At 59.0% G+C, this 12,931-nt stretch carries 12 protein-coding genes; 10 read left to right on the forward strand and 2 right to left on the reverse strand.

The features are described from left to right. From repA to DSM107133_RS21205, 8 genes are all read left to right on the forward strand, one after another. On the forward strand, nucleotides 1-1,182 hold the full coding sequence (gene repA, locus DSM107133_RS21170) for a plasmid partitioning protein RepA (protein ID WP_071675919.1): 1,182 nt from the start codon (nucleotides 1-3) through the stop codon (nucleotides 1,180-1,182). Continuing rightward, nucleotides 1,172-2,095 carry a ParB/RepB/Spo0J family partition protein gene (locus DSM107133_RS21175; RefSeq protein WP_114294356.1) on the forward strand — a complete coding sequence of 308 codons (924 nt, stop codon included), beginning with the start codon at nucleotides 1,172-1,174 and terminating at the stop codon, nucleotides 2,093-2,095. The genes repA and DSM107133_RS21175 overlap by 11 nt, the downstream gene beginning before the upstream one ends. A 202-nt stretch (nucleotides 2,096-2,297) precedes the next feature. Continuing rightward, the gene (locus DSM107133_RS21180) at nucleotides 2,298-3,431 is read left to right on the forward strand and encodes a helix-turn-helix domain-containing protein (protein ID WP_114294354.1); all 1,134 of its coding nucleotides are present in this window, start codon (nucleotides 2,298-2,300) and stop codon (nucleotides 3,429-3,431) included. Between the two features lie 113 nt (nucleotides 3,432-3,544). Continuing rightward, nucleotides 3,545-5,728, forward strand: coding sequence for a ParB/RepB/Spo0J family partition protein (locus DSM107133_RS21185; RefSeq protein ID WP_243253626.1), 2,184 nt, complete (start codon nucleotides 3,545-3,547; stop codon nucleotides 5,726-5,728). 99 nt (nucleotides 5,729-5,827) lie between these two features. Beyond that, entirely contained in the window at nucleotides 5,828-6,301 is a 474-nt protein-coding gene (locus tag DSM107133_RS21190; protein ID WP_114293647.1) for a hypothetical protein, read from the forward strand. A gap of 386 nt (nucleotides 6,302-6,687) precedes the next feature. Further along, a complete protein-coding gene (locus DSM107133_RS21195) occupies nucleotides 6,688-6,852 on the forward strand; it encodes a hypothetical protein (RefSeq protein WP_007803240.1) in 165 nt (54 codons plus the stop codon). A gap of 321 nt (nucleotides 6,853-7,173) precedes the next feature. Then, nucleotides 7,174-7,761 carry a hypothetical protein gene (locus tag DSM107133_RS21200; protein WP_205387822.1) on the forward strand — a complete coding sequence of 196 codons (588 nt, stop codon included), beginning with the start codon at nucleotides 7,174-7,176 and terminating at the stop codon, nucleotides 7,759-7,761. Further along, nucleotides 7,761-8,831 (forward strand): ImmA/IrrE family metallo-endopeptidase, encoded by a 1,071-nt coding sequence (locus tag DSM107133_RS21205; RefSeq protein WP_067296439.1) that lies wholly within the window; start codon nucleotides 7,761-7,763, stop codon nucleotides 8,829-8,831. Before DSM107133_RS21200 ends, DSM107133_RS21205 begins: the two co-directional genes overlap by 1 nt. A gap of 132 nt (nucleotides 8,832-8,963) precedes the next feature. Here DSM107133_RS21205 and DSM107133_RS21210 read toward each other — a convergent pair whose 3' ends face one another. After that, entirely contained in the window at nucleotides 8,964-9,284 is a 321-nt protein-coding gene (locus DSM107133_RS21210; protein ID WP_114293646.1) for an H-NS histone family protein, read from the reverse strand. Nucleotides 9,285-9,713: 429 nt separating this feature from the next. Between DSM107133_RS21210 and DSM107133_RS21215 the strand changes: the two genes are divergently transcribed. After that, nucleotides 9,714-10,118, forward strand: a complete 405-nt coding sequence (locus DSM107133_RS21215) for a single-stranded DNA-binding protein (RefSeq protein WP_114293645.1) — start codon at nucleotides 9,714-9,716, stop codon at nucleotides 10,116-10,118. Between the two features lie 81 nt (nucleotides 10,119-10,199). Here the strand turns inward: DSM107133_RS21215 and DSM107133_RS21220 are convergent, their stop codons facing one another. Beyond that, nucleotides 10,200-11,126 carry a DMT family transporter gene (locus tag DSM107133_RS21220; RefSeq protein WP_114293644.1) on the reverse strand — a complete coding sequence of 309 codons (927 nt, stop codon included), beginning with the start codon at nucleotides 11,124-11,126 and terminating at the stop codon, nucleotides 10,200-10,202. A gap of 177 nt (nucleotides 11,127-11,303) precedes the next feature. Between DSM107133_RS21220 and DSM107133_RS21225 the strand changes: the two genes are divergently transcribed. Continuing rightward, on the forward strand, nucleotides 11,304-12,503 hold the full coding sequence (locus DSM107133_RS21225) for a DUF932 domain-containing protein (RefSeq protein ID WP_243253627.1): 1,200 nt from the start codon (nucleotides 11,304-11,306) through the stop codon (nucleotides 12,501-12,503). The last annotated feature ends 428 nt before the right edge of the window (nucleotides 12,504-12,931 follow it).

A 12,931-nucleotide genomic window follows, 5' to 3' on the forward strand; every position in this document is an offset into this window, starting at 1 on the left:
ATGAACGGGATACGGGCCTCCCAGAGATTTGAAGTCATGTCCAAGCGGCTTGGTAGTCGGTTGCGTGAACATGCGCAGGAAACCTTCCCACCGGACGCTCAGAAGGGCCTCCGACGCTTCGCCATGCGGGAAGCGGCTGAACTGCTTCGCATTAATCAGAATACCTTTCGCCATCATGTGTCAAACCTCGAAGGCTTTCCCGAAGGTGTCCTGGAGGGCGGCAACCGCCGTAGCTTCTCTGCAGAGGAGATGGTCGAGGCACAACGCGTACTTCTCGAGACTGGAAGGATCAAGCCAGAAGAACACCCGCACAGAAGACCGGGAGAGGCTTGTCAGGTCTTGACGATCTTCAACCTGAAGGGTGGTTCGGCAAAGACGTCATCTGTTGCCCATGTAGGACAACTACTGGGTCTGCGCGGCTACCGGGTCTTGCTGATCGACCTAGACAGCCAGGCAAGTCTGACAAACCTGTTCGGGGTTACTCCCGAGCTCGATCCGGATATGCCGACTTCATACGATCTTATCCGATCCGACGATCCATTGCCCGCAGCAGATATCATTCGCAAAACGAACTTCCCGACTGTGGATCTGATTCCAGCATCCATGGACATCATGGAGTACGAGTTCGAGGTCGCCTTGAGCTTCAGGCACGGCGCCACCACGTTCCATAGCCGCATCCGGGAAGCGCTTGAGCCCGTCCTCAACCGATATGATGTGGTGATATTTGACACCCCACCGCAGCTGAACTTCTCTGTGATCTCTGCACTCTTTGCATCAACTGGGGTCCTGATCCCGCTCAACGCGTCGATGCTCGATGTCATGTCGCTGGCGAGCTTTCTGGGCATGGCGAGCAACCTGATGGGCGTCGTCGAGGCACACGCCCCGGAACATGGACTGAACTTCGTGCGCGTTCTGATCACCCGCTACGAAAATACGGATGGTCCGCAAGTGCAGATCTCGTCTCTGCTTCGGACAGTCCTCGGGGATGCCGTGCTGTCTGCCGAGTTCCTGAAATCAACAGCCGTGGGTGATGCTGCGAACACCCAGCAGAGCATCTTCGAGGTCGAACCTCGCGACGTGAATCGCAGAACTTACGAGCGCGCGATCGAGTCCGTCTCGCGCGTGACCGACGAAGTCGAACGCGAAATCCTGAAAGCATGGGGGCGTAGCCATGGCGCGTAAGGTCTTCGGGGACTCACTCAAGAACGCGATGGGCAAAACGCCGCCTTCGGACGAGGATCTGGATGTGAAGCGAACGAGCCCAACTGTAGCTCGCGCACAAGCATCCGTGCTCGAAGAAGATAAACACGCCACGCGGCTGATCGACCCGACCGCCATACGGATGTCCGCGGTCATGGACCGCATCGATCCAAGCGATGGTCTGGATGAGCTTGTCTCGTCGATCCGCGAGCACGGTCAAAAGGTTCCAGTGCTGGTTCGCCGAACCCAGGACGGTGCGCTTGAGATCGTCTATGGACGCCGTCGGCTTCTCGCTTGTAGCCAACTTGGTCAGAAAGTGCGCGCCACGGTCATGGAGATGACCGACGAGGAAGCTCTCATTGCCCAAGGCGTGGAGAATAATGCGCGTCAAGACCCATCGTTCATCGAAAGGGCTCTGTTTGTCGCCGGGATCATTCGAGAACTTGGGAAAACCGACGAAACGCGCAAGAACGCTCAAACGATCGCGTATCGGGCACTTCAGATCGATGAATCGCTCGTCTCGCGGATGAACCGTATCGCTACGGGCATCCCGATGGAACTGATCCAGGCTATCGGACCTGCACACGGCGTTGGTCGACGGGTTTGGGAAAAGCTTTTCAGGCTGTGCGAGAAAGACGTCGCGAGAGCCCGAGAAGTTGCCGGCAAAATCCCTCGCAACGTACCGGGCCCCGACCGTCTCGAAGCGGCGGTTACCTTGCTGACAGCCACCAAACCGTCGACGCAGAAGACACATCCCAGTGAGCGCGTGAAGATCGGCCGAAAGGGCAACCGCATCACCATCGATGTGGACGCTGATCTTGTCCCTCGTGTTGAGGAGGCAGTCCGGAAACTGGTCATGGAGCTTCTTGACCGCGGTCAAGACGGGCCAAAGTGACGACCCCGTGTCTTGACCGCGGTCAAGACATCAAAAGCAACGAGCAGAAACGAAAGGAGGACCGGCTAGAAAAAGAAAGACCCCCCGAAAGCGATGCTTCCGAAGGGCCTCAATCAGTCTCGACACCTGATTGATACCCCCAAAACGAATCGATTTCAACACCGCTCGCGGTGAACGGGGATGCTTTTTCTTCCGAAACACCATGAGACATGCAACTGAAACAACAACCGCCCTGGCGGAACGGATATCTCTGCCCTGCCCTAACCCCTATGAGCTTCTGGGCCCAGTTCGCGTACTGAGGAAGGAGCTCGGTCTCACAGCCAATGACCTCGCCGTTCTGACCGCGCTCATTAGCTTCCTACCCCGCAAAGAACGTGAGATTCAGGACAGCCAGCGACTTACGCTCACTGTCGTGTTCCCATCGAACGCTTCTCTGTCAGAGCGCGCCAATGGACTCGATGAGAGAACACTTCGACGCAGCCTGGGACGCCTCTCAGCTGCTGAACTGATCGAACGCAAGAACTCAGCAAATGGCAAACGCTTTCCGCTGCGGTATGGAGGCGTTATCAGAGATGCCTTCGGCATCGACCTGATGCCCTTGATCCAGAGGTACGGATCGCTCTCGACGCAAGCCTTGCAACTCACCGAAGAACGCGAGCGCTTGCGCTCACTGAAGGCTGAGGCGTTGGCCCTACGAGCTTCGCTACTCCAACAGACACGCTTCGATGACGCAAAGCTCTCTACCCTCAACATGATCAGAAATGTCCTGCGTCGAGCAACATTAACCGTTGATGCAGTCCTGAGCGTTATCTCGGAACTTAGAGCCCTCGGAGCCGATACCGACGCAAGCTACGGTGAACACCATGCCGCAGAAAAAGCTGGTTCCGAAGATAATTTACAAGCTATCGAACACCGACCTTATGCACCAGAATCCAACGATCTGCCCGCCACAAACGGACAAAATGTCCGGCACATAGAGTCTATAAAAAAAGATATTAAAAAGATTGCTCCCTCTACGGTCAATCGCAGTGAACAAACCGCAAAAACCAAACCGACGATGAACCGAGACCCAGCACGCATGGCATGGGAGGATTTCACCCATGTTGCAGGATTTTTCCCAGAACCGCCGCGGACAGGAGAAGCCCTTACCCGCATTCTATACGAGCTCGGTCGATTGCTTAGAATAAGCCAAGACGAACTTCGGTATGGCATCCAGAAAGCTGGCGCGGGAAAACTGCTTCTCGTCTTCGACTACCTGATAGCAAGAGCAGACACGATCAAACACCCTGACGCCTATTTCGAAAGGATCCTACGCACACAACTTGCTCCCACGTGAACTTCTTGACCGCGGTCAAGAACGATCGTGAGAGGGAAAGGAGTGTTGGTTTGAGGGTGACGGGAAGTGAGATCGGGAGAGTGGCTTCCGGCGCCCGTCGTGGAGAAGATCTGATGACCAAAGCTGTCCAGAAAATCACGATGTCCCCTTCACGGGATATCCCTTTCGACAAGCTGGTGCTGAGCCAGTCCAATGTGCGGCGCATCAAGGCTGGCGTGTCCGTCGAGGAACTGGCCGAAGACATCGGCCGCCGCGGCCTCTTGCAGAGCCTGAGCGTTCGGCCCGTCTTGGCTAACGATGGTACCGAGACCGGCAAGTTCGAGATACCGGCCGGGGGCCGCCGGTTCCAGGCATTGTCCTTGCTGGTGAAGCAAAAGCGGTTGGCGAAGACGACGCCCATTCCTTGCATCGTGCGCGATGCTGCGTCCGACATCCTGGCCGAGGACGATTCCTTGGCCGAGAACATGCAGCGCGTCGCCTTGCACCCGCTCGATCAGTTCCGCGCGTTTGTGTCCCTGCGGGATAAGGGTCAGAGCGATGCAGAGATTGCTGCGGCCTTCTTCGTGACGCCGCAGGTCGTGAAGCAGCGCCTGAAACTCGCTTCCGTCGCCCCTGCCCTGCTTGAAGTCTACGCCGAGGATGGCATGACGCTGGAGCAGCTCATGGCCTTCACGGTGAACCCCGATCACGCGCGTCAGGTTCAGGTCTGGGATGTGATCCATTCATCCTGGAACAAGGAGCCATTCCAAATCCGGCGCATGCTGACCGAGACTTCGGTCCGGGCGTCCGACCGGCGCGCGGTCTTTGTGGGTGTTGAGGCCTATGAAGCGGCGGGTGGCACGATGCTGCATGACCTGTTCCAAGGCGATGACGGTGGCTGGCTCGAAGACCCTGCCCTGCTTGATCGGCTGGTGACAGAAAAACTCCAGGCCGAGGCTGAGACGATTGCCGTTGAGGGCTGGAAGTGGATCGAGGTCGCACTCGACCTGCCCTACGGCTACAGCCACGGCCTGCGGTCCCTGTCCGGTGATCCGGCACCGATGACGGATGACGAAGGCGCGGCCCATGCCAGGCTGCTGACCGAGTATCGGGCGCTGGAAGAGGAATACGCGGGTCAGGATGAAATCCCCGACGAGATCGACACGCGGCTTGGCGTGTTGGAAACGGAGATGGAAAAGCTCGAGACCCGGCCATTGATCTTCGATCCCTTGGAAATCGGACGGGCAGGGGCGTTCGTCACGCTCGACCGCTACGGCGCGCTGGCAGTCTATCGCGGCTATGTGCGTCCAGCGGATGAGCCCGTTGAGGAGACCGCGGTCCAGGATGGTACTGATCCTGCGGTGGCGGGGCAGGGGGATGATCGTGATCTCACCGATGGCTATGACAGTGCCGCTCATGGCGGAACCGTAATCATGTCGGGAGGCCAGCCGATTGGCGGCGATCTGCCCGAGGATGAGGATGACGGAGCGCTGAAGCCGCTGCCCGAGCGGTTGGTCATGGAGTTGACGGCCCACCGGACGCTGGCGCTGCGTGAAGCGATCGGGCGCTCGCCCGACGTAGCGTTGACGTTGCTGCTGCTGAAGCTTGTGACGGACACCTTCCGCACCTCCTCTGCTTCGGGCAGCTGTCTCGAAGCCTCGGTGCGTCACGTCTACATGTCGGCGCAGGCGCCCGATCTGAAGGACAGCGTGGTGGCAAAGCTGGTCGACGAGCGTCACGCGGAATGGGAAGCCGATCTGCCGCTTGGCGACGATGCGGCACTCTGGGACTATCTGACGGTCCTCGACCAGGGCAGTCGGTTGGCCTTGCTGGCGCATTGCCTCAGCTTCGGCGTCAACGCGCTGCATGAGAAGGTGAACCCTTACGGGGCAGGCATCTCCGCTGGCGGTCTGACCCGGCGGATGGCGCATGCCGATCTCTTGGCGCGCGCGACAGATCTCGACATGATCGAGGCGGGCTGGGAGCCGACGGTCGACACCTATCTCAACCGCGTGCCCAAGGCCCGCATCCTTGAGGCCGTGCTCGAGGCGAAAGGGGAGGGGACTGCGCAGCTCCTCGATCACCTGAAGAAGGGAGAGATGGCCAGTGAGGCCGCGCGCTTGCTGAAGGGCAGCGGCTGGTTGCCCGAGGTCCTGCGCCGGAACGATCTCGTGGCGCTGGACGGTGAGGACCATGCCGAAGGGCAGGGGCCGGATGTCGATGCCGAAGTCGCCGACAGCGTCAGTGAAGCTGACCTTCCTGCATTCCTGACGGATGACCTGCCTGCTGAAGGCGCGTCGATGCTGGCCGCGGAATAACGTGATCCAGCGGGGGGCGGGCATTCCGCCCCCAATCACCCTATAACGTAACAATATCAATAGGATGAATGCGATTACTCGCATTCGGAATGAGGAATCATGTCTGCAACAACCATCATCGACACAGCCCCCCTCGGGGCGCTCATTCGCTACACTGACGGCAGCCCCAAGCCACCGGCACGCTTCACAAAGAAGCTGGCGGCCTGGGAGCGCTCGAACGGCGTTGGCCGCCTTGTGAAAAAGGAACCACCCCGGCCCTATCCGACATGGACGGCACCCGCGTCGTTCACGCTGCATGAGGGTAACTTCTCCTCGGACGGGGTGATCCTCGTGACCATCATGCGCAGCCATTCCGCTGACAGCACCCTCGTCTTCGAGGTGGTCGAGGATCCGAAGCCCGGGCAGGTGCGCGTGCTTCTCGACTTCGGCGGCAACACGGAGCTGCTGCATCTGGCGGAGTCCGTTACTGCGGCCGAGCTTTGGATCGCCAAGGAAGGATACCGCAACGCGCGGCTTGAAATCGTCGGCGATGAACAGGGCGAAAGGGCAGGGGGCGCGGACCTGGCCGCCTGAGCCCAACTGAAACCGAGAGGCCCGCCCAAGCGCGGGCCTCTCAACCATCACAACCTTGTCCTTTGAGTTCGCGGGGCGCCAAAGGATCCATCCCCAAAGAAGGTGTCTTCAACCAAGAGCGTGGCCGGGAGGCTGGCGGCGTTCCAAGCATCAGCGGGACAACCGGCTCCTGACGTTGGGGGACCATCCCCCGCTCGCCACTCCCTTCCTTGGCCAGAATCCCGTCTTCGAGATCAACCCGCGAGGGGTCGGACTACGGGCAAGCCCGTGCCGCCGGGCGGATTCGGACGAGCCGAACGCACCCGGTGATGTCAGCCAGTCTTCGGGCCTTCGAGGTCCTGTCGCGCGGGGGATGGTCCCCCGCCTCCAAGACAGGAGCCAAACAGATGTCCCGCAAAGATGCACACGCCTTCGCCGCCTCCCTCGCCGCCACGCTCATGGTCTCGATCGTCGTCTTCCAGGCAGGGGATGGAACCTTCGGCGCCGTTCCCGCCGATGAAATCGACGGGGACGAGGTCGTGATCGTCTCGGAGTACGATCCCTTCGGGTGAGGCTTTGGCCTCACTTCCCGAAGGCCCGGGCACGGCGCAGGTGCGCCTACGGGCATATCGACGACCAAGTGATCGGTGATGCCGATCTGAGGAACGCTGGTGTGCCACCCTGGCGCAGATCGTGGTGCGCACAGGCCGCTGGGAGCCGACCTTCACCGCGAAGCGCACGAATGGCAGCGCAAAGCAGCGGGCTGACACTACAACCATCGAAGCATCGGGAAAATTTCACTTGCCTTTAAGAAACACAACATCGTATGATGTAGAAAATCTTAAAGGGGCTGAGCATTGCCGTCATTCAACACCGTGATAGTCTCCACGCTGGTGGACGTTGAAACCCGCCTTGAGGACTTTGGCGTCACTCGCCAGCAGATTATGGCTATCGGACAAACCGCCCGCGCCTATGCGGACGACGCCAGCCCCTCCATGCCGCTCAACGCGGCTGGAATGTTGTCTTACATTCACGGCGTTGGCGAACTCCGCCAGCAGCTTGTCGGTCCTGACTACGTGCCGGACAGAACTTGCGGCATTGAAGCGGTTGTAAAACGTGATCGCACTGTCCGCATTGGCTTCCAGAACGTTGATAAATGCTGTGTCAATATGCCGCCCCTGCCACGCTCCGAAAAGGGTAGCGGCGCGGAAAGCCTTTCTGGACCCGATTTGTTTGTCAACGCAGGTATGAAACCCGGCCCCCTCACCGCCGTATTGAAGGACGGTATCCGTACCTACTATGTCATGGTTGGCCTTGATGGCAGTGTGGAACTGTCTTGCCCCGTGATCGAAAAGGGTAAGTTTGTTCACTGGATGGAACGGATATACATCTATTCGCCTGACAGCGACTGGGAGGCAGACCCGCAAACCGATACCGGCCCCATTGAAGACTTCGACATCACCGTTTCCTTCAAACACTAATGTTCAACGCAGATCGTCTCAAAACAGCCCGCGAACGGCGGATGCTGACAGCGAAGGGACTCGCAGAGCGCGTAGGCGTGTCTGCGGTCACTCTATCAAAGTATGAAAACGGGCATCCGCCCGATGAAGCGACAGCGAAGCGCCTGGCGTTCGCGCTTTCCTATCCAATTGATTTCTTTTACCGGGAAGCGCCAGAGCGTATTGATACCGACGCCGTTAGCTTCCGCAGTCTGTCGCGTATGAAGGCCAAAGAGCGCCGAGCTGCAGAAGCAGCGGGATCGTTGGGAATCGAGCTTTACGAGTGGATCGACTCCCGCTTCAACCTGCCCGCCGCCGACCTTATCGACCTGAGCAAAGAGCGCAGCCGCCCGCATGTCGCCGCCCGCCTTCTGCGCCAGCATTGGGGCATAGGCGACAGGCCTATAGGAAACGTTCTCAAGCTGATCGAGTCAAAGGGTATTCGCGTCCTTTCCCTGTCGGAAGCGACCAAGCATGTTGACGCTTTCTCGTTTTGGCGCGGGGAACATCCCTATGTTTTCTTGAACCAAGAGAAGACGGCGGAACGGTCCATCTTTGATACGGCACATGAGCTTGGACACCTTGTCTTGCATCACCACGCAGGGTCGAAAGCCGACAAAGAGGCAGAGACGCAGGCCGACAGATTTGCATCGGCATTCCTCATGCCCGAAAACGACATGATGGACTATGCGCACCTTTTCACAGTTGGGCAGATCATTTCGGCCAAGAAGCGTTGGAAGGTATCGGCCATGGCCTTGGCATACCGCCTCAATTCTCTGGGCTATATCAGCGAATGGAACTACCGTTCTTTGCTGATCGAGCTTGGGAAGCGAGGCTATCGAAGCGGCGAGCCAGACGGAATCGAGCGTGAGGTTTCGACCGTGCTCGCAAAGGTCTTGGCCGCTCTTTGGTCAAAGGGCATGACTAAGGACGACATCGCCAAAGACCTTGGGATTCCTTTGGGGGAAATCGAGGCCCTTATTTTCCGACTGTCGCCAGATCAACGGGCCGTTAATGAGCCGCACAAACCGGCGCTGCGAGTGGTGAAGTAGCACTGCAAAGCCGGATCCATGAAAGTGTGACGATCACCCGATTCGGCAGTTAATTGTCCGTTCTGTCCAGCCATGTCATTGCCCGATGCTGTTTAGAAAGGCGGTTCAGGGTCGATCGCGTCGCCCACACTCTCAACTTATGGCTAGGTCGCTCGCTGTGTTGCCCGCGTCTAACGCCTCCACGAACCACTGCGGTTTGCGCCCTCGACCGGACCAAGTGAGCGCCGGGTTCTCAAGGTGCCGGTACTTCGCCGCTCCAGGCACCCGCGTGGTTTTCATCTCAGTGCCGACAAGTTCGGCCAGAGAGTAGCCCATTTCTCTGGCCACAGCTTCGACCTTGGTGCGGGCTTCCGCCTTCTGTCGAGCCTCAAAGGTGGAGATCGCCTTGGCGATGTCCTTCTGCATTTTCTTCAGCTCTGGAAGCGACAACGCCTCGAGATCGTAATCAGCCATGCTATGCCTCGTGTCCTGAATGTTCCGGTATCGATAGCCCGCCGGGGCATGGGCCCGCAACTCCCGTAGGCAGGGAGGCAGGTGACGAGGGTTGGTTGAACCATAATCTTGGCCGCTAGTGGGGTGATGGGCTTGGGTTCAGGTAGTCCCGATTGGCAGGATGACAGGGTCTGGCATGGGCTCCCCGCGCCTCTCTGACTTCTGGGCCATCCCTTCGACTGACAATCCCCTAATCCCGTTCGGCCTCCTGCGCGCAACCCCGCGTCAGCCCGGGCCGTGTTGGCCGCCTATGGCGTCCTGCCCGCTCCACCCCGGTCCTTTGGGGGTTTCCGGTGTCCATGCTGTCCACCGTGCACGCATCGCCCGACGGGCTTTTTCCGGGTCTTGTCGAAGGGACGGTCCCGAAGACAGGAAACACAGGAGCTAATCATGCAGAACATCGTCATCCTCGCCGGCAACATCGGTCAGAAACCCGAAACCCGCACCACCCAGAGCGGCACCAACATCACCAACTTCAGCCTCGCCACCTCACGCCCCCGCCTCTCGGAAGGTCGCGTGTTGCGCGACGAGAACGGCTACCGGGTTATGGACACCGAATGGCACCGCATCACCTGCTTCAACGGTCTCGGCAAGACGGTCGCGGAGCATTGCGAAAAGGGCATGAAGGTCCTCGTCCACGGCCGCATCCACTACACCAAGTGGATCGACAGCATGGGGAACGACCGCTACGGCTGCGAGATCATCGCCGAGAAGGTCGACTTCCTGAGCCGCCCGAAGTCGGCCGAGAACGAAAACCCCGAGCTGGTCGACCGCGACGACGAGATCCCGTTCTGAGAACGGGGTCCCCCCCCTCGGGCCCGGCGGGACAACCCGCCGGGTTCGCTGCACTGCCGCAAGGCAGCTTTGAGCCCGAAGTTACCTTTCTGGCTCCTTACTGATTACAGTCGTGACAGTACGCGTCGAACGGCTTTGCGTCATGGCTATCGCCCCCAATATCAAAGCGCAGGCAATTGCCTGTGCAGCTGTGATCACTTCACCAAACGCAAGCACGCCAACGGCAAACATCGTCGGCAGTTCAATGCTTCCGATAACAGCCGTGCGCGTGGCACCGATAATAGGTGAACAAACAGTGTAAATCAGTTGCGGAATAAGCGCGGTGATCAGGCCGATACCAACAATCAGAAACCAGTCACTCCCGCCCTTTGGCTGGATTTCATTGATCTCAGACGCGAGAATGAGAGGCGCAAGGCCAATGACTGACCCAAGTGAGACCGACGCTATTCTGGCCAAAGGGGCAATGCGAGACAGGCGATGAACGAGAACGCATATCCCAAAACCAAAACCGAAAGGTGCCGCCAATGACACGAGCAGCGTTAGAATCTGGTCTGCAGGCGCAGATGCTGGAGATCCTGCAATGATCGCCGCAGTAACAATCAACCCAGCTGCAACGATGCTGCGCCGTGTCGGTCGGTCGCCAAAAAGCGTCCATGAGATCACAATCGTGAACACCGGATACGTCATATATAATACACCAACGGTCGATGCCGGAACTGTCTCAAGAGCCGTGACATAACCGACCCAGCCAAGCCCCATTACGCCTCCTGCCACCATTCCCCAGACGATTTCCCGCCAATTTGAGCGATACTTCAGGAGTGCCGGTAGCAGGACAACCGCTGCCAATATATATCGATAAAATGCGACCGCGTAGGGAGCGAGGCCCTGATCGGTCAACCCGCGGCTAAAATACGGGACAAAGCCAAAGCAGATGGATGCAAAAAGAACACCAGCTGCCGCAAGGGCATAAGGGGTAGCTGTGCCTTTAACTGAGTTTGGTTTGTCCATGTCTGATGGCTAGCACACGCTGATGTAATTGGCACCACCAGAACAAAGGAACAGCAGCTTTGTCCCGCATTGCGGCCGATCATGCCAAGATTTCGAGAGTGAGAGGAGTGCCGGTTTCCCGGTGACGGGTTTAGGGCTGGGAGAGTGGCTCTCGGCGCCTGTCACGGGAGATAGCCGATGGGCGTTGTAGAAGTTCTGGATCCAGTCGCACCGGCGCGGGCTGGTGGCTGGAAGGTGGATGTGAGTCGGGGTGAGCGGAACGGGCGGGTGTCGTCCGAATGGTTCAACCGGCCCGATGACGAGCGGTATCTGTCGCTCGACGATCTCTGGGCATCGGTGAAGGGTCGGTCGGAACGCAGCCGCAGCCGTGTGGTGCAGACTGCCGACATCCGTGTCGAGGCCGCGCGCGACAACCCCGAGCGGTTGCACTTGGTACTGCCAAAGGCACAAGAACCGGTCGCGCCCACGCATTGGGCGTTCGGCCAGCTTGCCAGCATCGTTGGCGCGCCGGCGTCCTACCTGCGGCAGTTGCCCGCGCCGTTGGCGGGCATCAACCTGCAATACGGTCTGACCAACCACCGCGCCGAGCAGGTGAAGACCTTCGAGACCGAGGATGGCCGCACCGAACTGCGCGCGGTGACCGGCCCCGACTACGGCCGCATCCACGACTATGAGCTGGTCGAGGCGGTGCAGCGGATTGCGGGCAATGGCACCGGCGACACGCGCTGGAAGGTGCCGGGCGTGCTCGATTGGTCGACCGGGGTCTACAACCCCGATGTCGAGATCAGCCGCGACACGACCACGCTATATGCCTCGGACCGCGACGTCTTCCTGTTCCTGGTCGACGATCGCAACCCGATCGAAGCGGGCAAGCTGCCGGACGGCTCCCCCGATCTTTACTTCCGGGGCTTCTACTGCTGGAACTCCGAAGTTGGTGCCAAGACCCTCGGCATGGCGAGCTTCTACCTGCGGGCGGTGTGTCAAAACAGGAATCTGTGGGGCGTCGAGGATTTCCAGGAGATCCGCATCCGGCATTCGAAATACGCCGCCTCGCGCTTTGCCCATGAGGCGGCCCCGGCGCTGACGCGCTTCGCCAATTCCTCGCCGCAGGGGTTCGTGAATGGCATCAAGGCCGCGCGGCGACAGATCGTGGCGCGCAGCGATGAGGATCGCGCGGATTTCCTGCGCAAGCGGGGCTTCTCGAAGGCGGAGTCCGGCAAGATCATCGAGAAGGTGCTGATGGAAGAGGGCCGCCCGCCGGAAAGCATCTTCGACTTCGTGCAGGGTATCACGCGGCTTGCGCGCGACAAGACCCAGCAGGATGCCCGCCTCGACATGGAAGGGCGCGCCAAGAAGCTCCTCGACCGGGTCGGCTGAACTGGAGGCCAAGTGCAGACTTCTGCACTTGGCCTATTCTCCGCCAAGCTGCCGGTCTGCACTATTCACTGCGAGCAGCCCTTCTATGAGTGGGCGTTCCAATTCCCGTCCCAAGATGCTCTTTCTGGTATACTTGAAACCATTTCGTGTTGCGTCCTCTTTACTCATGAGCACTGCGCCACGGTCCAAAATTTCTAACATCTCTAGGTGCCTTCGAAGATTGCTATGTTCAGATTGAGCTCTCGCGGTTCTCATCAGAGATGGTTCCCCAATGCGCCCATCCGAAAACTCTAGCCAAGCATGCCCATCCCATTCGACTGGACCTTTTGGATTTCTCGGAAAAGCCTTTCGATACTGAAATGTCTTTGTTCCGTTGCAAGACAGAGATCCAAGGCAAACTTCGTTTAGGATTCCGTCATCTCGGAGTC

The organism is Pseudosulfitobacter sp. DSM 107133 (assembly GCF_022788695.1).
Classification (GTDB): Bacteria; Pseudomonadota; Alphaproteobacteria; order Rhodobacterales; family Rhodobacteraceae; genus Pseudosulfitobacter.

Coding starts and splice junctions, on each gene's coding strand:
- DSM107133_RS21180 (WP_114294354.1), top strand. CDS start 2,298: ATGAGACATGCAACTGAAACAACAACCGCCCTGGCGGAACGGATATCT.
- DSM107133_RS21195 (WP_007803240.1), top strand. CDS start 6,688: ATGTCCCGCAAAGATGCACACGCCTTCGCCGCCTCCCTCGCCGCCACG.
- DSM107133_RS21210 (WP_114293646.1), bottom strand. CDS start 9,284: ATGGCTGATTACGATCTCGAGGCGTTGTCGCTTCCAGAGCTGAAGAAA.
- DSM107133_RS21215 (WP_114293645.1), top strand. CDS start 9,714: ATGCAGAACATCGTCATCCTCGCCGGCAACATCGGTCAGAAACCCGAA.
- DSM107133_RS21175 (WP_114294356.1), top strand. CDS start 1,172: ATGGCGCGTAAGGTCTTCGGGGACTCACTCAAGAACGCGATGGGCAAA.
- DSM107133_RS21190 (WP_114293647.1), top strand. CDS start 5,828: ATGTCTGCAACAACCATCATCGACACAGCCCCCCTCGGGGCGCTCATT.
- DSM107133_RS21225 (WP_243253627.1), top strand. CDS start 11,304: ATGGGCGTTGTAGAAGTTCTGGATCCAGTCGCACCGGCGCGGGCTGGT.
- DSM107133_RS21220 (WP_114293644.1), bottom strand. CDS start 11,126: ATGGACAAACCAAACTCAGTTAAAGGCACAGCTACCCCTTATGCCCTT.
- DSM107133_RS21205 (WP_067296439.1), top strand. CDS start 7,761: ATGTTCAACGCAGATCGTCTCAAAACAGCCCGCGAACGGCGGATGCTG.
- DSM107133_RS21185 (WP_243253626.1), top strand. CDS start 3,545: ATGACCAAAGCTGTCCAGAAAATCACGATGTCCCCTTCACGGGATATC.
- repA (WP_071675919.1), top strand. CDS start 1: ATGAACGGGATACGGGCCTCCCAGAGATTTGAAGTCATGTCCAAGCGG.